General features: G+C 62.0%; 22 protein-coding genes and 1 riboswitch. Of the genes, 9 read left to right on the top strand and 13 right to left on the bottom strand.

The window, feature by feature from the left end:
* Positions 1-46 precede the first annotated feature (46 nt).
* Together HNQ60_RS09005 and HNQ60_RS09000 are read left to right on the top strand one after the other, a co-directional pair.
* The gene (locus HNQ60_RS09005) at positions 47-292 is read left to right on the top strand and encodes a hypothetical protein (protein WP_184330837.1); all 246 of its coding nucleotides are present in this window, start codon (positions 47-49) and stop codon (positions 290-292) included.
* A gap of 123 nt (positions 293-415) precedes the next feature.
* A riboswitch (cyclic di-GMP riboswitch) is annotated at positions 416-501 on the top strand.
* Positions 502-643: 142 nt separating this feature from the next.
* The gene (locus HNQ60_RS09000; protein WP_184330835.1) at positions 644-1,846 is read left to right on the top strand and encodes a fibronectin type III domain-containing protein; all 1,203 of its coding nucleotides are present in this window, start codon (positions 644-646) and stop codon (positions 1,844-1,846) included.
* Positions 1,847-2,030: 184 nt separating this feature from the next.
* Here HNQ60_RS09000 and HNQ60_RS08995 read toward each other — a convergent pair whose 3' ends face one another.
* The gene (locus tag HNQ60_RS08995; protein WP_221304108.1) at positions 2,031-2,993 is read right to left on the bottom strand and encodes an alpha/beta fold hydrolase; all 963 of its coding nucleotides are present in this window, start codon (positions 2,991-2,993) and stop codon (positions 2,031-2,033) included.
* Positions 2,994-3,082: 89 nt separating this feature from the next.
* On the opposite strand from HNQ60_RS08995, the gene HNQ60_RS08990 reads away from it, so the two are divergent.
* From HNQ60_RS08990 to HNQ60_RS08980, 3 genes are all read left to right on the top strand, one after another.
* Positions 3,083-3,955, top strand: a complete 873-nt coding sequence (locus HNQ60_RS08990) for a sulfite exporter TauE/SafE family protein (RefSeq protein WP_322096854.1) — start codon at positions 3,083-3,085, stop codon at positions 3,953-3,955.
* Between the two features lie 91 nt (positions 3,956-4,046).
* Positions 4,047-4,868, top strand: a complete 822-nt coding sequence (locus HNQ60_RS08985; protein ID WP_184330831.1) for an SDR family oxidoreductase — start codon at positions 4,047-4,049, stop codon at positions 4,866-4,868.
* A 42-nt stretch (positions 4,869-4,910) separates the two neighbouring features.
* Complete coding sequence (locus tag HNQ60_RS08980; RefSeq protein ID WP_184330829.1) at positions 4,911-5,990, top strand: glycerophosphodiester phosphodiesterase; 1,080 nt, start codon at positions 4,911-4,913, stop codon at positions 5,988-5,990.
* A gap of 168 nt (positions 5,991-6,158) precedes the next feature.
* Here HNQ60_RS08980 and HNQ60_RS08975 read toward each other — a convergent pair whose 3' ends face one another.
* Positions 6,159-7,043, bottom strand: a complete 885-nt coding sequence (locus HNQ60_RS08975) for an alpha/beta fold hydrolase (protein WP_221304107.1) — start codon at positions 7,041-7,043, stop codon at positions 6,159-6,161.
* Positions 7,044-7,241: 198 nt separating this feature from the next.
* Here HNQ60_RS08975 and HNQ60_RS08970 point away from each other — a divergent pair, with 198 nt between their 5' ends.
* Positions 7,242-8,882, top strand: a complete 1,641-nt coding sequence (locus tag HNQ60_RS08970) for a caspase family protein (protein WP_184330825.1) — start codon at positions 7,242-7,244, stop codon at positions 8,880-8,882.
* A gap of 214 nt (positions 8,883-9,096) precedes the next feature.
* Here the strand turns inward: HNQ60_RS08970 and HNQ60_RS08965 are convergent, their stop codons facing one another.
* The 5 genes from HNQ60_RS08965 to HNQ60_RS08945 all read right to left on the bottom strand — a co-directional run bounded on the left by HNQ60_RS08965 (position 9,097) and on the right by HNQ60_RS08945 (position 13,874).
* On the bottom strand, positions 9,097-10,161 hold the full coding sequence (locus tag HNQ60_RS08965; protein ID WP_184330823.1) for a phosphotransferase family protein: 1,065 nt from the start codon (positions 10,159-10,161) through the stop codon (positions 9,097-9,099).
* A gap of 94 nt (positions 10,162-10,255) precedes the next feature.
* A complete protein-coding gene (locus tag HNQ60_RS08960; protein WP_184330821.1) occupies positions 10,256-11,032 on the bottom strand; it encodes an SDR family NAD(P)-dependent oxidoreductase in 777 nt (258 codons plus the stop codon).
* Positions 11,033-11,052: 20 nt separating this feature from the next.
* Positions 11,053-12,276 (bottom strand): acyl-CoA dehydrogenase family protein, encoded by a 1,224-nt coding sequence (locus HNQ60_RS08955; protein ID WP_184330820.1) that lies wholly within the window; start codon positions 12,274-12,276, stop codon positions 11,053-11,055.
* 212 nt (positions 12,277-12,488) lie between these two features.
* A complete protein-coding gene (locus tag HNQ60_RS08950) occupies positions 12,489-13,205 on the bottom strand; it encodes a hypothetical protein (RefSeq protein WP_184330819.1) in 717 nt (238 codons plus the stop codon).
* A gap of 108 nt (positions 13,206-13,313) precedes the next feature.
* On the bottom strand, positions 13,314-13,874 hold the full coding sequence (locus HNQ60_RS08945) for an RNA polymerase sigma factor (RefSeq protein WP_184330817.1): 561 nt from the start codon (positions 13,872-13,874) through the stop codon (positions 13,314-13,316).
* Between the two features lie 303 nt (positions 13,875-14,177).
* On the opposite strand from HNQ60_RS08945, the gene HNQ60_RS08940 reads away from it, so the two are divergent.
* The 3 genes from HNQ60_RS08940 to HNQ60_RS08930 all read left to right on the top strand — a co-directional run bounded on the left by HNQ60_RS08940 (position 14,178) and on the right by HNQ60_RS08930 (position 15,821).
* Entirely contained in the window at positions 14,178-14,384 is a 207-nt protein-coding gene (locus HNQ60_RS08940; protein WP_184330815.1) for a hypothetical protein, read from the top strand.
* Positions 14,385-14,570: 186 nt separating this feature from the next.
* Positions 14,571-14,912: a DUF559 domain-containing protein gene (locus tag HNQ60_RS08935; protein ID WP_281382702.1), complete on the top strand. Its 342-nt coding sequence runs from the start codon at positions 14,571-14,573 to the stop codon at positions 14,910-14,912.
* 168 nt (positions 14,913-15,080) lie between these two features.
* Positions 15,081-15,821 carry a 3-ketoacyl-ACP reductase gene (locus tag HNQ60_RS08930; protein WP_184330811.1) on the top strand — a complete coding sequence of 247 codons (741 nt, stop codon included), beginning with the start codon at positions 15,081-15,083 and terminating at the stop codon, positions 15,819-15,821.
* 18 nt (positions 15,822-15,839) lie between these two features.
* Here the strand turns inward: HNQ60_RS08930 and HNQ60_RS08925 are convergent, their stop codons facing one another.
* The 6 genes from HNQ60_RS08925 to HNQ60_RS08900 form a co-directional block, all read right to left on the bottom strand.
* A complete protein-coding gene (locus tag HNQ60_RS08925) occupies positions 15,840-17,936 on the bottom strand; it encodes a catalase (RefSeq protein ID WP_184330809.1) in 2,097 nt (698 codons plus the stop codon).
* A gap of 173 nt (positions 17,937-18,109) precedes the next feature.
* A complete protein-coding gene (locus HNQ60_RS08920; protein WP_184330807.1) occupies positions 18,110-18,316 on the bottom strand; it encodes a CsbD family protein in 207 nt (68 codons plus the stop codon).
* A gap of 125 nt (positions 18,317-18,441) precedes the next feature.
* Positions 18,442-19,464, bottom strand: coding sequence for a glycoside hydrolase family 43 protein (locus HNQ60_RS08915; protein WP_184330805.1), 1,023 nt, complete (start codon positions 19,462-19,464; stop codon positions 18,442-18,444).
* 175 nt (positions 19,465-19,639) lie between these two features.
* Positions 19,640-20,011: a YciI family protein gene (locus HNQ60_RS08910; RefSeq protein ID WP_184330803.1), complete on the bottom strand. Its 372-nt coding sequence runs from the start codon at positions 20,009-20,011 to the stop codon at positions 19,640-19,642.
* Positions 20,012-20,084: 73 nt separating this feature from the next.
* The gene (locus HNQ60_RS08905; RefSeq protein ID WP_184330801.1) at positions 20,085-21,692 is read right to left on the bottom strand and encodes a mucoidy inhibitor MuiA family protein; all 1,608 of its coding nucleotides are present in this window, start codon (positions 21,690-21,692) and stop codon (positions 20,085-20,087) included.
* A 103-nt stretch (positions 21,693-21,795) separates the two neighbouring features.
* On the bottom strand, positions 21,796-22,449 hold the full coding sequence (locus HNQ60_RS08900) for a thiopurine S-methyltransferase (protein ID WP_184330799.1): 654 nt from the start codon (positions 22,447-22,449) through the stop codon (positions 21,796-21,798).
* Positions 22,450-22,473: the final 24 nt, after the last annotated feature.

The following is a 22,473-nucleotide window of genomic DNA, read 5'->3' as shown; positions in this document are numbered from 1 at the left end:
TCTTTTCTTCAGTTGCACGCGGCAATTTTTATCAGACACTCCCTGAGTGCGCATCGATTTCATGCACGACGCTGCACGCGCGAAATTGCCGAACATCGATATTCCTGCTGATTCAGACACCTTGTCGCGATTCACCGTCAAGCGTCCTGCACGCGACGGAAAAAAATTCAGCCGTCTGTCGGGCTACTCAGACATTTGCGACATAACGCTTTTCTTTGTCTACTCGCGCTCGCCAAGCAGGCAACCGATCGTCACTACGTTCAGCGCGCATCTCACGAAGATGCAGGAGTGATGGGGTAAAGACGACGGCCGTCGCAACCAAGCGGGTTGCACGGGCGCGAAGGAACACTGGACCTTCGCCGCAAATCGCCTGCATGGACCAAAGAGTGCTTCGTTGGTTGGCGAAGCTTTCGTGTTTTGAAAAGGGCAAACCCGTCGTGAGATGGGGACGCAAAGCCACCGGTCCAGCGCAGTGTTGCGCAGGATGGCGGGGCTACCGAAACACCATCGGCGTGCGCGTGCACGCTGCTGCGGTATCGATCACGTCCCCTGCAACTCCCGAACCGCTGCTGCAGTTCCGCAGCAGCCTTCAGGAGCCGATCACCGCGACTGGCTGCGTCCTTGAGACGATGAGGTCGCTTCCATGTCTATCGCACAGCGCACCGTACCGGGCAGCGTGCAACGGTTCCTTCTTGCGTTCATCGCTGCCGCTGGCTTCATGCCCCTGGCCAATGCCGCAATCAACAAACCTCCCGTGATCTCGGGCACGCCGTCGACGACAGCAACCGTCGGTCAGGCTTATTCGTTCACGCCTTCGGCTCGCGATCCGGAAGGCAAGTACGTGAGCTTCGGTATCCGCAACCAGCCGTCGTGGGCGACTTTCAGTCGCACGACCGGCAAGCTGAGCGGCACGCCGAGGAGCGCGGGTACTTCCTCCAGCATCGAGATCTATGCGTGGGACGGCGTGAATGCCAAAGCGCTGCCGCGCTTCTCGATCGCCGTGAAGTCGTCGTCCGGCTCGAATCGTGCGCCGACGATCTCAGGTTCTCCGGCGACGTCGGTGACGGTGGGCAGTTCCTACAGCTTCCGGCCGACCGCTTCCGATCCGGACGGCAACTCGCTCGGCTTCACGATCACGAACCGTCCGTCGTGGGCGACTTTCAGCACGTCCACCGGCCAGCTGTCGGGTTCGCCGACGAGCAGCCACGTGGGCACGTATTCGAACATCGTCATCAAGGTGAGCGACGGCAAGGTGACGGCATCGCTGCCGGCATTCACGATCCAGGTGAAGTCCTCCGGTTCGTCTAACACGGCACCGCGCATCAGCGGCACGCCGACGACGTCGATCAAGGCAGGCAGCGCCTATTCGTTCACGCCGAGCGCGAGCGACGCCAACGGCGACTCGCTGACCTTCACCATCACGAACAAGCCGTCGTGGGCCACGTTCAGCGCTTCGACCGGTCGCCTCTCGGGCACGCCGACGGCCGCTCAGGTCGGAACGTACTCGAACATCGTGATCAAGGTGAGCGATGGCAAAGCATCCGCTTCGCTGTCGGCCTTCTCGATCAGTGTGACCGCAACGGCGAACGGCACTGCGTCGCTCTCGTGGACGCCGCCGACCCGTAACACGGACGGCTCGTCGCTCACCAATCTGAGCGGCTACCGTATCTACTACGGCACGAGCTCGAACTCGTTGAACCAGACCGTGCAGGTCAACAACCCGAGCGTGTCGACGTACGTGATCGAGAACCTGTCGCCGGCGACGTACTACTTCGCAGTGAAGTCGTTGACGTCGGGCGGTGCCGAGAGCTCGCTCTCGAACGTTGCAAGCAAGACGGTCAACTAATAGGCCAGTTGATCGTTGGGAGAAGAATCCCGTGCGCCGTGAGGCGCACGGGATTGCTTTGAGGAAGTCAGCTAGCTGGTAGCCAGCTAGCCGGCTAGCCAGAAATAGGAACGGCGCCGCGGGTGACTGCGGCGCCGTTTTTCATTTGGTGCCAACGAAGCCGTTTCCTTCCTCTCTCCTCTGGCTACCGGCTAGTAGCTAGCCGGCTAGCAGGCTCTCTTCTTCTCAGCCAATCCACCATCGTCTCGCTCACCATTCCTGCTGCATCCTGCTGCACGAAGTGCCCCGCTCCCGGGATCGTCACCAGCGTCAGATCCTTCTCGACCCAGTTCCATGTGCCGCTCAATGCTCCGGGCAGGAGCGCCTTGTCGTCGAGGCCATGGACCATGAGCACCGGCGCCTTCACTTTTGGAAAGGAGGGCGGTGTGGCCGCGGGTGGTGCGTCGGGTCGCGGATAGTTGGCCTTGTAGTAGTTGAGCATCGATTCGAAGTCCGAGAGCTTGAACGCTTCGACATAGCGAACGCGTGCCGCCGGGTTCTTCACCCACTGCGCGAGTCCTTCCGCGGTGAGCTGCTTGTGCGCATCGGGCTTCTGGAAATTGAAAGCGTATGCGCTGTTCTTCTTCTGTTCCGGGTTCGTTGCGATCTCGCGGCCGATACCGGCGGGATGCGGCAGGTTCAGAATCACCAGCAGTCGCACGATCTCCGGTTTGCTCATCGCGACATTCCATGCGACGGCGCCGCCCCAGTCGTGGCCAACGACGATTGCATTCGGTTGCTGCTCTGCCTTGATGACGGCAGCGACATCGTCGACGAGCCTGGGCATCAGATAGCTTTCGACACCTTTCGGTTTATCGGAGAGGTTGTAACCGCGCTGGTCGATTGCAACAACGCGGAACTGGCTCGCCGCCAGCGCCTGCATCTGGTCGCGCCACGAATACCAGAAGTCCGGAAAGCCGTGGATCATCACCACCAAGGGTCCCTGGCCGAGAGCGGCGTAGTGGATGCGCACACCGCTGGAGTCGGCGTAGCGATGTTCGACGTCGTTCCAGATGTCCTTGGGCGTATCGGCCGCCATCGCAACTGCTGCCGGCAGCAATGCACCGAGCAGCAAGCCCGCGAGCCAGTGGCATCGAGCGATTCGCATGGGATCCCCCTTCGCGTTTCTGGATGGTCGCGCTTGATTCGCGCGAGTGTCGTTCGCGTCCGGATGATACACGCGGTATCGAAGCCGACGTGTCGTTGATCCTGCGTCGCAACTGTACCTTTCCATTGCTTTCGCGAAGCGGAACAATCCTGCTCCCACGGCTTTTCGATGTGATCGCCATCAGCGACCTGTCCGCCTTCCCCGATCTGGCCCTCGTGCTCGTGGCCGCTTTCGGTGCCGGACTCATCGATTCGATGGTGGGCGGCGGTGGTCTGATCCAGTTGCCGGCGCTGTTCGGTGTCTATCCCAACGTCCCGCCGCCTTACCTGCTCGGCACGAGCAAGTTCTCCGGCATTTTCGGGACGGCCAGCGCGGTAGCGCGGTTTGCCCGCCGGATCACGATTCCCTGGCGCGCATTGCTTCCGCTTGCAGCGGCTGTGCTCGTCACCTCGCTATTCGGTGCGTGGGTTGCCACTCGGGTCGCGCCGGAGATCTTCCGGCCGCTGGTCCCACTCATGCTGGTGGCCGTTCTCATCTACCTGATTCGACGCAAGGACCTCGGCGCCGATCACGCACCGCGGGCGTTCGAAGGACGCCATCATTTCCACGGCGCACTGCTGATCGCCGGAATCGGCTTCTATGACGGATTCTTCGGACCCGGCACCGGCAGCTTCCTCATGTTCGTGTTCGTGCGCCTGTACGGATTTGACTTTCTGAATGCAGCCGCGTGTGCCCGAGTCCTGAACGTAGCGACCAACGCCGCGGCCCTCACGTACTTCGCATCGCGCGGTTATGTGCTTTGGCACGTCGGGCTCGGCATGGCGATCTGCAACGTGGCCGGTTCGCTGGCCGGAACCCGGCTCGCGCTGCGCGGAGGCAGCGTCCTGGTGCGGAAGATCTTTATCGTGGTCGTCAGTGCGCTGATCCTGCGAACCGCCTGGACCGCCTTCGCCGGGCCCTGACGGGAAGCAACGGCCCCTATTGCCGATGCCAAACGAAAGCGCGTAGGTTGCGAGCTTTCCCATCTCGAGCCGCAGGGCCTTCGGAGCGACCATGTCCCTCAAAGGAAAGACTCTCTTCATCACCGGCGCCTCCCGAGGCATCGGCCTCGCCATTGCTCTGCGCGCAGCCCGCGACGGGGCCAACATCGCCATTGCCTCCAAGACGGATCAGCCGAACCCGAAGCTGCCGGGCACCATTCACACAGCAGCCGCGGAGATCGAAGCCGCGGGCGGCAAAGCACTGCCCATGCAGGTCGACATCCGCGATGAGAACGCAGTCGCGGAAGCGGTGAAGAAGACCGCCGAGCATTTCGGCGGCGTGGACATCCTCGTCAACAACGCCAGCGCCATCCAACTGACCGGTACGATGGAAACGGCGATGAAGCGCTTCGATCTCATGTTCGGTGTGAATGTGCGCGGAACCTTCGCGTGTTCGCAGGCCTGCATTCCGTATCTGAAGCAGTCCGCGCAGGCGGGCCGAAATCCGCACATCCTGAATCTCTCACCGCCGCTGAGCATGAAGACGCGGTGGTTTGCGCCGCATGTCGCTTACACGATGGCGAAGTTCGGCATGAGCATGTGCGTGCTCGGCATGGCCGGCGAGCTGAAGCAGTTCGGCATCGGCGTGAACGCGCTCTGGCCCCGCACTGTCATCGCAACCGCCGCGCTCAACGTGATCCCCATGGCCAATCCCAAGCTCGGCCGCAAACCGGAGATCATGGCGGATGCCGCGCACGCGGTGCTCACGCGCGATGCGCGCGAAACCACCGGCAATTTCTTCATCGACGATGAAGTGCTGGCGGGAACGAATCTCGATCAGTACGCGATGACGCCGGGCAACAAGGAGTTCCTGCCGGACTTTTTCGTGGACTGATCGCGTAACCAATCCTTCACCGATTCTCTGTATATCCCATGCATGCGAGCATGCCTCTGCATCGCGATCGGCCTCTGGCTCTTCAGCGCCGTCGCCATGAGTGAATCTCCCGTGAAGTGGCGAACACTGGATGGCGCGCCGCCGCTCGTGATCGCACATCGCGGTGCGTCGGGTTACCGGCCTGAGCACACGCTCGAGTCGTACCTGCTCGCGATCGAGCAGGGGGCGGATTTCATCGAGCCGGATCTCGTTGCAACGAAAGACGGACATCTGATCGCGCGGCACGAGCCGATGCTCGACACGACGACCGACGTTGGTTCGCGACCGGCGTTCGCCGCGCGCCGTTCGACCCGCGATCTCGATGGCACACAGGTGACGGCTTTCTTCGCGAGCGATTTCACGCTGGCGGAGATCAAGTCGCTGCGGGCCGTGCAGTCGAACCCCGCACGATCGAAGGAATACGATGGCCGCTTCCAGATTCCGACGTTCGACGAAATTCTGGAGCTGGCAAAGCGGGAGAGCGTGGCTCGCGGAAGAATCATCGGCGTCTATCCGGAAACGAAGCATCCCGCGTATCACCTCGCACTGGAGCTACCGCTCGAAGACCGCCTCCTCGACGCATTGCGCCGCCATGGGCTCGATCGCGCCGGCGGGCCGGTGTTCATTCAATCCTTCGAGAGCGCGAACCTGCAGTACCTGCGGCCGAAGACGAAACTGCCGCTCGTGCAGCTCCTGGATGATGGAGCGCTCGTTTACGACACTGCAGGTACGCGCGTCATCGAAGTGAAGATCCCGCAGTACCGGGACGATCGAGGCGGCACTGTCCCGCGCCAGTTCAGCGATGTAGCGGAATATGCGACTGCCATCGGGCCATGGAAACGCCAGATCCTTCGCGACGTGCAGCAGGACACGCTGCTGCAGACGACCGTCATCGAGCAGGCGCACGAGGCGGGGCTCAAGGTCCACACCTACACATTCCGCAGCGAGCCCGCGACGCTCGCGAAGCAGTACGCCAACGATCCGGTGAATGAATACCAGCAGTTCTATGCACTCGGGATCGATGCGGTGTTCTCGGATTTTCCCGATGTGGCGGTGGGAGCAAGAAGCCGGCTAGCCCGCTAGCTAGCCAGAGGCTCAGGCTGTGGGTCCGGCTTCAGCCGGACGTCATCGCGACAGCGATCTTGGTTTGCGGATCTTGCCCTGGCGGGCAACGAGACATGCCTTCGGCATGACGTCCGGCTGAAGCCGGACCCACATGAAGACGAGCAGCATCGCTGCGCTGTTCTCTGGCTACCCGCTGGCGGCTAGCCGGCTAACAGCTTCCTCGATCATCCGCCGCCATTCCTCCACCCAACAACACACATGATCGAACCCATCGACCTGCTCGCGCTGGGCCCTGGGGTAACTTTCGAAGTAGCGTTCGGTCGTTGAAGGCGGAACGATGATGTCGTGCTGACCCTGCAGGTGGATCTCCGGCCACGGATGAGCCTGCTGGCTCATCGCGGGATTGATCGAACCGGCGAGCGGCAGGAAGTTGCGTTTGGTCGTCCACGCATCGGTATCCAGGTTGGCGCCGATCGTGATCACGCCCTGCACGTCAGCGAGCCGTTCGGCGAGCAGCAGAGCGAGTGTGCCCCCGCCGCTGTAGCCCACCAGAACGAGTTTCCGGCCGCCGGATGCCTTGCCGATTGCGCTGGCCATGCTGCTCACGATGGCCTCCGAGTAGCGCGCGTCGGTCCAGGAGGAAGGCGTGCATCCCGGGTCGTTCATTTCCTGGTAGCACGGACGACTCACATAGATTCCCGGAAAGCGGGTCTCCGCGAGCAGCTGCAGTGCGACAGGTTTGCGAGTCGTCGGATCCGCCGCCGGCCGCGTGCCCCTCCAGGGACGACCGTCGCCTTCGATATAGACGAAGACTGTTTCGCTTGCGGTCGTCGCGATCGCGTTCGCGTACACGACGTGCCGGTAGCCGGTACCGATCACTACGCTGCGGGAAAGCTCGGCTTTGCTGGCGATGCGGTCGACGAGTTGCGAGGGGCTCGCACATGCATGAAGGAGCAGTGCGATCGGAATGAGGAGAAGTCGATGAAGCATCCTGCCATTGCCGCCTGCGGCGGGGTCAAAGTCAATCAGCGGCGTGCTGGCTGTGAGCTGCGAGCGATGAGCCAATTGCATTCTGGTTCTGGCTCGTTGCTCATCGCTCACAGCTCATCGCCAGCCTGTCCCAAAGGACAATGACGCGCGACCTGGATCACAGTCTCCATTGAAATCGCTGGCCAATCGGCGTCGAATACGTCGACAGTCACGGACCTGGCTCCGCGCCCAGTCCGGGCCATCCGGTTTACGTAATCCTCATACGGGAACGAGGCTTCGATGAGACCGACTCGCTTCACGAATTTCCTGCTCCGCGCGGTGGTAACGCTCGCGCCCGCCGTTCTCGTCGTCGCCTCTGCGGCGACGCCCTCGGACAAAGCGGCGGCCACCAAAGGCATGGTCAAGCGCTCGGATCTCGAGATCGTCGATTGCCTGCTGCCGGGCCAGGTGCGCCAGCTCGGCAACTCCACATACCTCACTCAGCGTCGTCCCATCCGCACCACGGCATCGGAGTGTTCGATTCGCGGCGGCGAGTACGTTGCTTACGATCGCGCAGACATCAAGTCCGCCTTGCGCATCTGGATGGACACCGCGCAAACCGGCGACGTCGAGGCGATGACGAACGTCGGTGAAATCTACGAGCGCGGCATGGGCGTCGAGCCGGACTACGTGAAGGCCGCCGAGTGGTATCAGAAGGCTGCGGACAAAGGTTACTCGCGCGCGATCTTCAATCTCGGCACGCTTTACGAGCAGGGTTTGGGCGTGCAGCAGGATCAGCTCAAGGCGCTCAACCTGTATCGGCAGGCATCGGGCCTGTCCGAAGACAGTCTCATCTATACGTCCGCCGCGCAGCGCGAGCAGGACGAGCTTCGCAAAGAACTCGAAACCGCGATCGGCGAGCGCGACTCGCAGCTCGGGCTGCTGCAGAAGCAGCTGAAGGATCTCCAGGAGCAGCTCGCGAAGAAGCCCGTTGCACAACAGACGGCCGACAACAGCAAGGAAGTCGAGGCACTGAAGAAGTGGATCGCGCAGCTCGAAGCTGAAAAGAAGAAGAGCGCGGAGCGCCTCGCAGGCATTCCGACGACGCGTTCGCCGCAGACGCGCACGCAGCTCACCCCGCTGCCGGCAGTGGCCGATGAGCGCACGCTTTCGGGCATGAAGTTCGGTCGCTACTATGCAATCGTCATCGGCAACCAGAACTACCAGGCCGTCGAGAGTCTGCAGACCCCGAAGCAGGACGTGCAGCGCGCCGCGCGCGTCCTCGCGGAGAAATACGGCTTCAATGTGCAGATCCTCGAGGACGCCGACGACGTGCAGATGCTCAAGGCGCTCAACGACCTGAACTCCGTGCTGAAGCCCGAAGACAACCTGCTGATCTACTACGCAGGTCACGGCGAGAGACTGGCCGGCGGCAGCGGCAAGGCACAAGCCGGCTACTGGCTGCCCGTCAATGCGGACGCTCCGCCGAAAGACACTTTCTGGGTGCCGAATGAGCAGATCACGGGCCACCTCGGTCGTCTGCCGGCGAAGCGCGTGCTGGTGGTTGCGGACTCCTGCTATGCCGGATTGCTCTCGACCGATCCGAGTTATCTGTTCATGAACGACAAGGTCAGCTACTCGAAGGACTACGTCGCCTACAAGTTGCCGAAGCGTGCGCGATTGCTGCTGACTTCCGGCGGCGATGCTCCCGTGCTCGATGTCGGCGGCGGTGGCAACTCAGTATTCGCTCGCGCATTCATCGACGAGCTGGAAGCGAACACGGGCATTCTCTCGAGCCCCGAACTCTTCAGCCGTCTGAGCAAGCGCGTGGAAGTCGCTGCAGCAACCAACAAGTTCGTGCAGAAGCCCGAGTTCAAATCGATCAAGGGTGCTGGGCATGAAGTGGGCGACTTCTTCTTCGTGCCAAGAAGCAAGGGCTAGGCGGCCGCTGGCGACTGGCTGCTGGTCACTGGCCAGACGCAGAGCGAGCCTGCCTGGCGCATCTTGCTGTGGGTCCGACTTCAGTCGGACGTCATGCGAAGCATCCTGACACGTCATTCCCGCGAAGGCGGGAATCCATGCCTTTGCTTCAGGTGGACTCCCGCTCGCGGGAGTGACGGAATCTCTGGCCACCGGCTAACAGCCATCCGGCCAGCTAGCTTCCTTCCGCTATCTCCCACGCCCTCGCTGCAATGTCCTGATACGCCGCTTTCGCCTGCGCCATGCGTGCATCCACACCCTGGCCGTCGACGCTGCGCCGATAAACGCCGGCGAGAATGCCGGCGGAGCGGAACAGCGAGAACACGATGAAGAACGTCCAGTCGGGGATGTTGGCGCGGCCACTGCGACGACGATAGTCCTCCAGGAACTGGGCTTCCGTCGGAATGCCGAGCGCCTGGATGTCATTGCCATCGAATCCGCGGCCACTGCTTGCCGGAAGGTGATAGGCGCTGCAGCAGTACGCCAGGTCGCCGAGCGGATGGCCGATCGTCGACAGCTCCCAGTCGAGCACGGCGACGACGCGCGGCTGCGTGGGATGAAACAGCAGGTTGCCGATACGGTAGTCGCCGTGCGCGATCGTCGCCTCATCCTGCGAAGGCAAGTGCTTGGGCAGCCACTCCATCAGGTGATTCATCGCCGGCGTGTCATCGATCGCCGAGGCCAGATACTGTTTCGACCAGCGCGCGACCTGGCGCGCCACGTAGCCGCTGGGTTTGCCGAAGTCATCGAGTCCGACCGCGCGATAGTCCACGCGATGCAGTTTCGCGAGCACATCGTTCATCGCGTCGTACATCTGCGTTCGCTGCTCAGCGGAGCAGCCCGGCAGCAAGCGATCGGTGTAGACGCGTCCTTCGACGTAGTCCATCACGTAAAACATCGTGCCGATGACACTCTCGTCCTCGCAGAGCAGATGCACACGAGGCACAGGCACGTCCGTATCCTGCAACGCCTTCATCACCTTGTACTCGCGATCGACGGCGTGCGCCGATGGCAACAGCTGCCCCGGCGGCTTCTTGCGAAGAACGAACGCACGATCTGAGGTCTGCAGATGAAACGTCGGATTGGAGAAGCCGCCCTGAAACTGGCGAATGAGACATTCGCCGCGGAAGCCGTCGACGCGCTGGGAGAGGTAGCGCGTCAACAGGTCCTCGTCGAAGCGGTTGTTCTCGAGGACGGGGACGAGGACGGCGCTGCCGCCAGTTGGGGTGGGGTCGGTCATGGGAGGATTCCGTCATTCCCGCGCACGCGGGAATCCATCTGCATCGATCAGCGTCAAAGCCATGGACTCCCGCGTGCGCGGGAGTGACGGATTCTCATCCCCGCCCGATCACTCCACCGCCATCGATCACGATCGTCTGCCCCGTCATGAACGACCCGCTCGGGCCCGCGAGGAACAGCGCGGCGCCCGCGATTTCATCCGGTTCACCGATGCGACGCAGCGGGTAAGCCTTGACGGTGTGCGCGTACGTTTCCGGGTTCTCCCAGAGTGCCTTCGCAAAGTCGGTGCGCACCAATCCCGGCGCGATGCAGTTCGCGCGAACGTTCTTCGGACCCCATTCGACGGCGAGGTTGCGCACGAGCGCCATGTCAGCCGCCTTTGAGATGCCGTAGACGCCGAGCGCCGGCGAGCCGAGCAAGCCTGCGATCGACGAGATCACGATGATCGAGCCGCCGCCGCGCTGCGCCATCTGCGGCAGCACCATGTTGCACAGCCAGAAGTTGCTGCGGACGTTGGAGTTCATGACCTTGTCGTACGCGTCATCCGGCATGTCGATGGACGGGCCGAAGTAGGGATTCACCGCGGCGTTGCAGACCAGCACATCGATGCCGCCCCATTTCTGGATCGTCGCATTCACCAGACCCTGCAGATCCTCCTTACGTCCGATGTTGCACGCGTGCGCGAACGCTTCGCCGCCCTTGGCCTTGATGCCTTTGACGACTTCCTCGCAGACATCGAGCTTGCGGCTGCTGACCACGACTTTCGCGCCGTGCTCCGCCATTCGTTCGGCAATCGCGAGCCCGATCCCGCGCGTTGCGCCGGTGACGACAGCGACTTTGCCCTTCAGATCAAACAAAGATGAAACGGCCATGATGGCTCCTTTCTCGGCTCTTATTGCTTCGCGGGTTTGTACTTTTCCAGTTCCATCTTGCCGATCTGGTTGCGATGGACTTCATCCGGGCCGTCGACGATGCGCATTGTGCGAGCGCTCGCCGCGACGTGACCCAGGCCGAAGTCCGTCGTTACGCCGGCAGCACCATGCGCCTGGATCGCCCAGTCGACGACGAAGTTCAGCATTGCCGGTGCAGCAACCTTGATCATCGCGATCTCGCGACGCGCGGCCTTGTTGCCGAGTCGATCCATCTTGTCGGCGGCATTCAGCACGAGCAGGCGCGCCTGATCGATCTGGACACGGCAGTTCGCGATGCGCTCGAGCCAGATCGACTGATCCGCGATCGGCTTGCCGAACGCGACACGCGACAGCAGGCGCTTGCACGTTTTCTCCAGAACACGCTCAGCGACACCGATGTTGCGCATGCAGTGGTGGATGCGGCCCGGCCCGAGGCGCGCCTGTGCGATCTCGAAGCCGCGGCCTTCGCCGAGCAGGATGTTGTCCGCGGGGACGCGCACGTTCTCGAACACGATCTCCGAATGGCCGTGCGGAGCATCGTCGAAGCCGAACACCGGCAACTGGCGCAACACCTTCACACCAGGCGTCTTCATTGGAACGAGGATCTGCGACTGCTGCTGGTGCTTCGGCGCATCGGGATTGCTCTTGCCCATGACGACGAGGATTTCGCAGCGCGTATCGCCCGCACCCGACGACCACCACTTGCGGCCGTTGATCACATAGGAGTCGCCGTCGCGTTCGATTCGCGTGGAAATGTTCGTTGCGTCGGAGGATGCGACGGCCGGCTCGGTCATGCAGAACGCAGAACGGATCTCACCGTTGAGCAGCGGCTTCAGCCAGCGTTCCTTGTTTGCGGCGCTGGCGAAGCGATCGAGAATCTCCATGTTTCCGGTGTCGGGCGCGGAGCAGTTGAACACTTCGCCCGACCAGCCGACACGGCCCATGATCTCGCACAGAGGCGAGTACTCGAGATTCGTCAGACCCGCACCGCTGTCGGAGTGCGGCAGGAACATGTTCCACAGGCCGGCGGCGCGTGCCTTCGGCTTCAGGCTCTCGACGATCGGAATCGGCTCCCAGCGCGCCTTGCCTTCGCGGCCCCTCACGAATTCGGAAACCGCCTGCTCGTTCGGATAGATGTGTTCTTCGAAGAACGCTTCGAGACGCGCGATCAGCGTCTTCACTTTCTCTGTGTGTTCGAACTGCATGGAAATGCCCTGTGTGTGATTTCGCCGGAACGCGGGGCACGGATCATAGCCGCAGCCCTTCGCGGCGCGCACGAAAGAATGAGCAAGCGAGCGCGACGTGCTGCGATGCAGTCACGTGCACGACGAAGGTCGAAGGAAGCGAGCGTGAAAACGATTCGACGCGTTCTATTCGCCCGATCGTGGAGCAGCGCGCACCAGGTCATGAGCGGCATTCATGGCGTGCCATCGATGACTTGAATGAGGAACGAGCTCTCGTCGTTCTCCGCGCTGGTGCCGGCATCGCCCGCAAGGATCAGTGCGTAGCGCCCGTGCACGAGTCTCGCGGAGTTCAGATACACGGAGATATAGCCATCGGATGGATCTGGTGTCAGTCCCGCGATCGTTCCGACGTCATACAGCGAGTCGTGATTGCCGACGGAGAGCAGCCTGATTCGATATCTGGCCGGCCGCGCTTCGAACTGAGGCTCGACGCGCAACGGGATCACCTGCGCGGACGCGGGCAGTTCGATATAGGTGTCGGGATCGGAGGAAGCGCTGCGCATACGGATGACGTCGTAGCTGGCCGCAACCGCGAGCGGATCGCCCAGGCGGTCCGTCAGGGCCGTTGCGGAAGCAACGAGCACCGGCTGAAGCGAAGGGGCGCGGCCGATGAACAGAAAAAGCGCGATCGCAACGAGGGCGACGGATGCCGCGAGCGCCTGATAGCGTTCCTGCCGAAACCAGGGCTTGTGTTGCAGCAGGGTGGTCAGCTCGCCGGATTCCCGCAGCTGGCCGAGGCCGACCTTGAAGCGGGCCGTCGCCTCGAGTTCCCGGACGATTTCCGGGTGCGCGAGATAGTACGTCTCGAAGGCTGCGCGTTCGTCGTCTGGCAGCTGGTCGGCGAGGTACCGGGCCACGACGTGATGATCATCGATGTATTTACGGTCCATCAGCTTTCAGTACGCCTGTCTCTTCGTGTACCACCTCGGAAGCTGCCCATCCCCGCAAGGTATCTGTTGTAAAGGACTCCGACGTCGCACCGGTCTTTCGCTCCAGTGTCATCCGGCCAGGCACAGCAGAATCTTGGGAAAGACATCCAGCTTCCGGATGCCGCCCGCCTCGAGCAGCGCTCGCATGCGCTGGCGGGCGCGGAACACCACCTTGTCGAAATGCAGCGCGGACAGACCCAGATCGCGGCAGATCGAGTCCTTATCTTCCTCGTCCAGATAGAAGCGCTTGACGATCTCCCGGTCGCGAGCGGTCGGGAGCGACTGGATCACCGACCGTACCTTGCCCGCCATGGCCGGCTCGATCTCGCTATCCGCCGAAGTGTGCAGGTCGGGGAGGGTATCGACGATCTCCGGATCGGCCCGCCGCTCCGCGCGCTCGACCATCTTGCGGCGATGGTTGCGCATCTGGTTCATGGCGACCTGGAACACGTAGCCGGCAATGAGCGAGGGGTCGGCGACTCGCCCCGCCTGCACATGCTCGAGCGAGGTCACAAGGGCCTGATTCAGGGCATCCTGCGCCAGCTGCTCGTCCCGGAGTTTCCGGCGCAGCAACGAAAGGAGTCCTGCATATTGCTTCTCGATAAGCGCTGCGATTGCGTCCTGGTTCAATCGTGCGACCCGCTGAAATTGTGCTTGTTCTGCGGCTAGATTAAGCACGTCGGTAAGAGCAGACAAGCAATCGCTGAACCTGCGTCTCAAACCGCGGTCCCATCCCCAGTGGCAGCGGTTCTCTGAAGTTCCGCGCCGCCCCGTGCGACGTGGGTCGCAGATTCTGTCGTCGAATCCAGACGAATCGGGGGCTGTCCTCAACCCTCCCTTCGTCAGGCCGATGGATTGACCAAGGGACGAAGGAACCGTCTTCGCCCGAACGGCGTTGCGAAGGTGAACAGGATTGGGCTTGTGGAGTCGATCATGACCACGAAGAAGCGCTGGCAGCAGCATCTGAACAACCTGATGGGATCGAGCATGGATCCGGTCGTCTACGCGCTGCGGTGGGCGCGCGACCCGCGATGCATTCAGAACGGTTCGGGTCATCGGCGCGTAGGGCGCGTGATGAGCCTGGGCTCTTCTCCGGTGTGTGCATTGTGGGCTGGCGCTACCCGGCGCGCGTGGGAGTGACAGAAGCGCCGGCCGGATTCCGGAATTTCACACGGAGATCACGCAGTTCACGGAGAGAAAAGAACGATCGAGAATGAGTTCCTCCGTGCACTCCGTGAACTCCGTGTGAAACTCGCGTCCTTTTCTCTAGTTTGATCCCAGTTTTCCCGCATCCCCAGCCGCGTCGACGGGGCTACTCTCCCCCGCATGCTCACCGGCGTACTGCGACATCGACCCAGAACTGAACTCCTCGTCCGCGAACGCGCGGCCCATTCTTCCGAGGAGGCTCTCACCCAACTGTTGCGGGCACGAAGCCTGCGAAGTTACCGCTTCGCTAACCAGTGCGAGATCGGTCCCTTCGTTGTCGATCACGTCTGCGCGGAGCACGCGCTGGTCGTCGATCTGACGCGGCCGGCGACCGAGGCGCAGGCGAGGGCGAAGTTTCTCGAATCGCTCGGCTATCGGATCGTCATCGTAAGCCGGCGCGAGCTGTACCACCGGCCCGATGCCGTTCTGTTGAAACTCCGGCGATTGCTTCAGGGTGGATGACGGACCGCGCTGCATTGCAATAGCAGATCGTCACGACCCGCGTCCCCGACCGAAGTATGATGCGCGCCGGCCGCGAATCCGCGGCCATCCCCTCTCCCTGGAAGGTACGGACGCGAGCGAGTCGCAGCTTCCGCATGGGGTCTGGAATCGCACGCGGAGTTCATCGGCATGGTTCAGCGCATCGCATACGTCACCGGGGGCATGGGCGGCATCGGCACGGCAATCTGCAGACGTCTCGCGAGCGATGGTTATCGCGTAGTCGCAGGCTGCGGTCCCAATTCAGCGCGCAAAGAAAGCTGGCTCGCCGAAATGCGCGCGCAGGGCCATGACATCGTGGCCTCCGAGGGCAACGTCGCCGATTGGGATTCGACACAGGCGGCATTCGATAAAGTGAAAGCCGAGGTGGGTCACGTCGATGTGCTGGTGAACAACGCCGGCATCACGCGCGATTCTGTGTTCCACAGGATGTCGCGCGCGGATTGGGAGAACGTCATCGGCACCAATCTCAACAGCATGTTCAACGTCACTAAGCAGGTCATCGAAGGCATGCTCGAGCGGCGCTGGGGCCGCATCATCAACATCTCGTCGGTGAACGGCCAGAAGGGTCAGTTCGGACAGACCAATTACTCGACCGCGAAAGCGGGCATTCACGGCTTCACGATGGCGCTCGCGCAGGAAGTCGCGGGCAAGGGCGTGACGGTGAACACCGTATCGCCCGGCTACATCGGCACATCGATGGTTCGCGCCATCCGCCCCGAAGTGCTCGATAAGATCGTCAGTACGATCCCAGTGAAGCGTCTCGGCGAGCCCGATGAGATCGCATCGATGGTCGCGTGGCTGGCGTCAGATGAGTCAGGCTTCGCAACGGGCGCCGACTTCTCGGTGAACGGCGGATTGCACATGCACTGAGCGCTTCGGGATTCCTGCTCAAGCCAATGTTCGAACTTGCGGCTCGCGTTCCCAGAAGCGCTTCTTCGCCGCTGCTATGAAGGCCCTGTCCAGTCCCAATACGCCCGCATCGGCAACGACACCAGCTTTGTCCAGCAATGGTCTCGCCTCGATGCTCGCGCCGATCGCCTTGAGATGTACGAAGGCGTCCGCGACAAACTGTACGGCGGCGCTCTCATTCATCAGCGCGGCGCAGCCCGCTTCGGACAGGACGATGGCGACTGCGTCAACGGTCTGGGAAGGTGTGCCTGCCAACTGACCGTCGGCTTTGAGTGTCTTGCCGTCGGACAGTTCGGCACCGCCAATTTTTGGTGCGATCAGGACCGGTGTGCCACCGGCATCCTTGACGGCCTTGACGACGCGCTGGACTGACCCACCGTCGGAACCGTCCGCGTAGAGGATCCCGACGCTGCGTCCTTTCAGCGTTTCGATCATGTTCCTCTGGATCGAGAGTGCGGGGCTGGGATCGAGATCGATGGGTTCGCGTGCGGGCTTTGCCATCCGGGGCAAGTCGATTCCCAAACCGTCCGCGACCCGCTGCGCCAGCTCGTCATCGACGTTGCGCAGGTTCGCGACCATACGGCTGGGGATCTGCTCGAGTTTCACTTTGGAGAGTTCGAAAACGAAAGCGGACGCGACGTGAGCGCGCTCGTTGTCGGTCAATGATCGCCAGAACAAACGCGCCTGGCTGTAGTGATCGGCGAAAAGTTCAGCGCGCACCCGCAGCTTGTCCCCTTGCTCATCCGCCTCGGCGCGGCCGCGGTGAGAGACGAAGCCTGTGACGGGGCACTCTCGTGGTCCGCCGTCTTCGCCATGAGCTCCGAGGCTGTTGGGCTCATAGTTGGCACGACCCGTAGGGACGTTCATCTGCATCTGACCGTCCCGCTGGAAATTCATGACCGGACATTTCGGCGCATTGATCGGCAACTGATGGAAGTTGGCAGTCCCGAGGCGCGACTTCTGCGTATCCAGATAACTGAAGAGGCGGCCCTGCAGCAGCGGGTCGTTCGTGAAGTCGATGCCGGGAACGATATTGGCTGGACAGAACGCGACCTGTTCGGTCTCGGCGAAGAAGTTGTCCGGGTTGCGATTGAGCACGAGTTTGCCAATGGGGCGCACAGGTCGCAGTTCTTCCGGAATGATCTTGGTGGCGTCGAGGACATCGTAGGGCAGGCTGTCGGCGAACTTCTGGTCGAACGTCTGAATGCCGAGCTCATACTCAGGGAAGTCGCCTTTCGCGATGGCGTTCCAGAGATCACGGCGATGGAAGTCGTTGTCGGCTGCCTGGAGCTTGAGCGCCTCATCCCACAGCGTCGACTGCACTCCGAGGAGAGGCTTCCAGTGAAATTTCACGAATGTCACCCCGCCCCTGGCGTTCACCAGCTTGAATGTGTGAACCCCGAAACCCTGCATGGTCCGTAGTGACCGCGGCAGCGTCCGATCGGACATCGCCCACATCAGCATGTGGGTAGTTTCAGGCATCAGCGACGCGAAATCCCAGAAGGTGTCGTGTGCGCTCGCTGCCTGCGGAAAGGCTCGATCGGACTCCATCTTCACGGAGTGAACCAGGTCCGGGAACTTCATCGCGTCCTGGATGAAGAACACCGGGATATTGTTGCCTACGAGATCGAAGTTGCCCGCCGCCGTGTAGAACTTCACGGCAAACCCACGCACGTCGCGCGGCGTGTCCACCGAGCCGGCGCCACCGGCCACCGTCGAGAAGCGGACGAAGGCCGGTGTTTTCTGCCCAGCTTTTTGAAACAGGTCTGCTCGCGTGAGATCGGAGAGGGATTCGTAGGTCTCGAAGTAGCCATGCGCTCCGCTACCGCGTGCGTGGACGATGCGTTCGGGAATGCGCTCGTGATCGAAGTGAAAGATCTTCTCCCGAAGGACGAAGTCCTCCAGTAGTGTCGGGCCACGAACGCCGGAGCGCAGGCTGTTCTGATTGTCGGATATCCGGATGCCCTGGTCCGTCGTCAGATGCCCTTCGGCATCATGGCTGCTCTGCTTCGGGACTTGCTGATGCGTCTCGCCGCCGTCGCCACGGGTGGTGGTGAACGTCTTGATGTCAGCCATGGCGATCTCCTGGCACTTTCACTCGGGGGAGTCGGTTGAACGCCGACCCAGAAGATTCGATGGATCGGATGCGCAAACAGCTCGGCTATGCTCGATGCGATCGTTGTGCAAAGCGCGGACACCCATCCGTGGGTGTCTCTCGCGCCTGAGGCAGCGCCACTCGGGCGCCGGCCTCAGTTCCAGTTGTTGGTCTTGCGGAATTCCTTAGCCTGCTTCTCAGCTTCCTCGCGTTCCAGTCCGTAGCGCTCCTGGAGCTTGCCGGCGAGGATTTCAGCGTGACCTTCCATCTGATCGATCTCATCGTCAGTGAGCTTGCCCCACTGCTGTTTGATCTTGCCCTTCAACTGGGTGAAGTTGCCTTGAAGAGTGTCTTTGTTCATAGCGCCTCCGGTGATTGGCCAAGTGCCGCGACACGGCACGTATCCCAACGCGCGATCACCTAAGAGAGTTCGTCATTCGCACGGAATCAACGCGGGCGTCGTGAATCGTATTAAGGCTCGTGGTGCTACTTCGAGGATTCGAGGCGCAGCGTGTCACCGAGGTCCGCGACCTCGAACAACAATGCGCGCTCTCGCAGCTTGTTCGGACTGTGCAGGATCATCATCAGCTGGCCATCAAGCCGCTGAAAAAGCATCGGATGTCCGCCGTCTTTCGAGTACAGCGGCTCCGCCTGCTGCACCCACGGTCCAGCGAGCTTGCCTGACTGCGAAGTCGCGATACCGACCGTGTAGTTCCCCGTGCCGAAGCTCGACCAGAGCATCAGCAGCTTGCCCGTGCGCGTGCGATACAGCCACGGCGCATCAGTGACCGTCGATCCGAACTCCAGGTTCTTCCTTACCCACGGTGCGTCGGAGCCGTGAAAGAGCCGCTTCGGTTCGCCAGCGATCGCGGACAGATCCTTTCTCATCGGCACGTATTCGATGGTGCCGTCCTTCACCTGAACCCATTCGTGAGCGAACACCATGTAGGGAACGCCGTCCTCCTCCCACAGCGTTCCATCGAGCGTCATCATGTCCGCCGGCAGCGTCGATTCATTCGCGAACGGCTTGAAGGGACCGAGCGGAGAATCCGCCACGAGCACTTGCGTGCCGCGCTTCACGCGAGGCAGCCAGTCGCGCCACTGCTCGGGGAGCAACTCGTCGCTGCTGAACGTCGCGAAGAGATAGTACTTGCCGTTGTAGTGGTGAAGCTCGGGCGCCCAGATGCTTTTCTGTGCCCAGAACCCTTCAGGGATTTCGAAGACGACGTGCGGGCCGGCCCAGCGCTTCAGATCCTTGCTGGTGAAAGCCACGACCGCAGGGCGCCCGTTCGGCCCGACGCGATCGCTCGTCGCGACCATGTAATACGTGCCCGATGCGCGATCGACCAGGATGCAGGGATCGCGAATGCGTTCGGTCGACAGGTCGATGTCGTTGCGGATGGCTTGGGCAGGCGTGTTCGCAGACGCGGCGGCTACTGTTTGAGAGGAGGTGAAGGAGAGCACCCACACCAACAGGAACGCCAGCCATGCACGAGCGACAGACTTCATCGACATCGATCCCCACCCACAAAGCCACTTCGCGCCAATGGTATTACTTGTGGCGAGGTACCGTGGGTCCGGCTTTAGCCGGACGTGATCCCGAAAGGGAAATTCCGTCATCCCCGCGCGGGCGGGGATCCATCTGGGCCAAAGCATGGACTCCCGCCTGAGTGACAGACGTGCGCTACGGCGTGACGGCAGGCAACGCGCCCGGATCCATGTAAACGAGCGGTGTAATCTCAAACACGCCCGTGTCGAAATCCAGCTGTTTCACGGCAGCCAGCGCTTCCTCGAAAGAAGCGCACTCGATCACATACAAGCCCATCAGCTGTTCCTTGGTCTCGGTGTACGGTCCGTCGGTGATCTCGCTGGTGGGGCGCCCGCGCCGAACCGTGCGGGCCTTCTGCGGCACCAGCCGCATCACGGGTCCCAATCGCCCCTGCGATTGCAGTTGAGCGCGCAGCGCGGCATGACGATCCATGACTTCCTTTTCCTCTGCCTCCGTCCAGGCCGCGGCACGATCCTCGGAGCCGTAGATCAGTATCGAGTACAGCATTGCAGGGCCTCTTGAGCTGGGGGTGCCGCTCAAAGACGATCGGACGTGACGCCAGCCGACAAAATCGATGCGGTCATTCGTGCCGCGACAGGATCTGATCCGCCGGATAGCGGACGGAATAGTAGTGCCGGATCGTTGCCGTCTGCCGCGGCTGCGCGGTGATCTGCCACAACATCACGCCGGACTGCCCGTCGAGATCGCGGGTCGTGGGGTCTGTTGCGCCTTTCAGCGCTTCGACACGAATGTCCTTGTTCTGCGCGACCGGAATCCGATCGACGACTTCGAGGGCGATGGGCATCGAGTGATAGTTCGTGATCTCGAAGCGCTGTTTGTGTTCGTCGACACGGGTTTTGCTGACGAGGCCGCGGTCGCCCGACTGCTTTGGCTCGTCGCGCACGACGACCTGGATGCGCTCGTCGGCTCCGAACGGAAGATGGACGTCCTCCCCCGGCAGCATCGACTCGATGGACGCTCTGCCGACGAATGCGCCATCGCGATAGAGCTGCAATTCGCCGCCCTGGATCGGCGCACTGCCTTCGTACCGGAACAAAGCTTCCAGGAACGCGGACTGGCTTGCGGTGGGGACGATGCGGGCACGAAGCGTCACATCCACTTGCTCTTCCGCGACGGGATAGAGTCGCGGCTCGCCGTCGGAATCGAGCGTGACGCGGCCGGGAATGCGGTACTCGGCAAGATAGTCGGTCTGGATAATCGTTACGGGCGCGCGGTGCAGTTGGTGAGTGCCCGTCACGACAATCTCCTGCATTTCATCGGATGCAGGCGCCGCTGCCCGACGCCGATTTGCTTCCTTCTCCGCGAGGTCGAGAAACAGCGATGCTACTTCTGGCGTCGCCGCGTCCTCGGAGGGCCGTGCGGTAGTCAGCGTCAATGTCGCATTCTTCCAGTCCTCGCCGCTCGATTGCTCGACGGAAGCCTGCCGCGACAGTGTCACTCGCTTCGCGACGGTGTCGAGTCTCGCCTCGTAGACCCACGACCACTCAGCATCTTCCATTGCGTACTCGACGGAGACCGCAGCGTCGACAGCAGCCGGCGATTCGATGAACGCGCGCACCTCATACGTCTGCTTGCGAGCTGTCGCGATCTTCTGCAGGTCCGCGTTCGTCTTCTCGATGTCCTTGTTGATCTCGCGCTGGCGCAGCTTTGCCTCTCGGACTTTGCTGCGCGCTGCGGCCGCCGAAGTCGACATCGTCGTCAGCACGGAAGAGAGGGCGGTTGCATCGACAGCCGCCTTCGAGCCTGTGCCGGCAGGCGTCGTCGCCAGCGAATCGATCAGTTTGAGTTGCGTTTCGGCCGTCGCGATGTCGTCCTGGAGGGCCGCGACCTGATCGTTCAGCTTCTGCAGGCGCTCGCGCATTTCCCGCTCCTGCGCATTCACGAACTCCTTGTCGGTGATGCGCTCGACCTCGATCGCGCCGAGGCGTACGTCGCGGTTCGCGACTGCGATCCGCAATGTGTCGGTATCGATGCTCGCCGGCAAGCCGGTGAAGACCAGGCGATTCGTTCCCGCCGGGATGGTGATCTGGGATCTGCGGGTGACGGACGCGCCTTCACTGTAGACCTTTACCTCATCGATGCGCGCAGTCACCGGAACATCGACTGCCCACGCGGGGATCGCGACGACTGCGATCAGCGAAGCGGCCACCATGCGAAGTGCGGACATGGATCATCCTCCCTTGTTGTTCTGCGCCGATCAGGACGGCGCCCTTATCGCATCAAACGTCGGCGATCGCGTTCATGGGTTCGCGTCGCGCTGTTGTCCGTGATCAATCGAGTCGATAGATCCGTTCGACGAGCCGTGTCAGGCCGCGCTGACGGAAGCGTGCGTTGTCGGGCAGGTCCGTCACGTCGACATCGTCCAGCTGCTGGATATTGCTTTCCGCGAAGAGCTTCCTCACTTCCGCATCGCTCACTGCGAAGGGCGGGCCTGACATCTGCTGTTGCGGATAGTCCGCCGTGACCAGGAGGGTCTCGGTGCCGGGAGGAAGAACTTCGCACAGCTTCTTTGCATAAGCCTCGCGAAGCGACGGCGGCAGCGCGATCAGCGCTGCGCGATCGAACACAGCGCGGACATCACCGAGCTCGGCAGCTGTGAGATCGAAGAAATCGCCGCACAGGATCGTGATCTTTCCGGCTTGCCAGCTTTCGAATCGACCGGATTGCGTGACCTGGGCGTCGACTCCCCATTCTTTGAAGAAATCCGCCACGGCCTCCTTCGCGATCTCGATGCCGATGACCGGATGACCTCGTTCATGCAGCCAGTGCATGTCGAGGCTCTTGCCGCACAGAGGAACGAAGACCGTCGCGGCGGGCGGTACGGTCAGTGATGGCCAGTACTTCCGCAGGTAGCCATTGAAGTCGCGCTGATGAAAGCCGATTTCTTTTCGCGCCCAGCGATCGATCCAGAACTGACTGTCCATGCGATCGAGTGTACGCCATCGCGC

Source organism: Povalibacter uvarum (assembly GCF_014202975.1).
Lineage (GTDB): Bacteria > Pseudomonadota > Gammaproteobacteria > Steroidobacterales > Steroidobacteraceae > Steroidobacter > Steroidobacter uvarum.
Note: the sequence above shows the minus strand (reverse complement) of the source record. Positions and strands in the feature narration are given on the sequence as shown.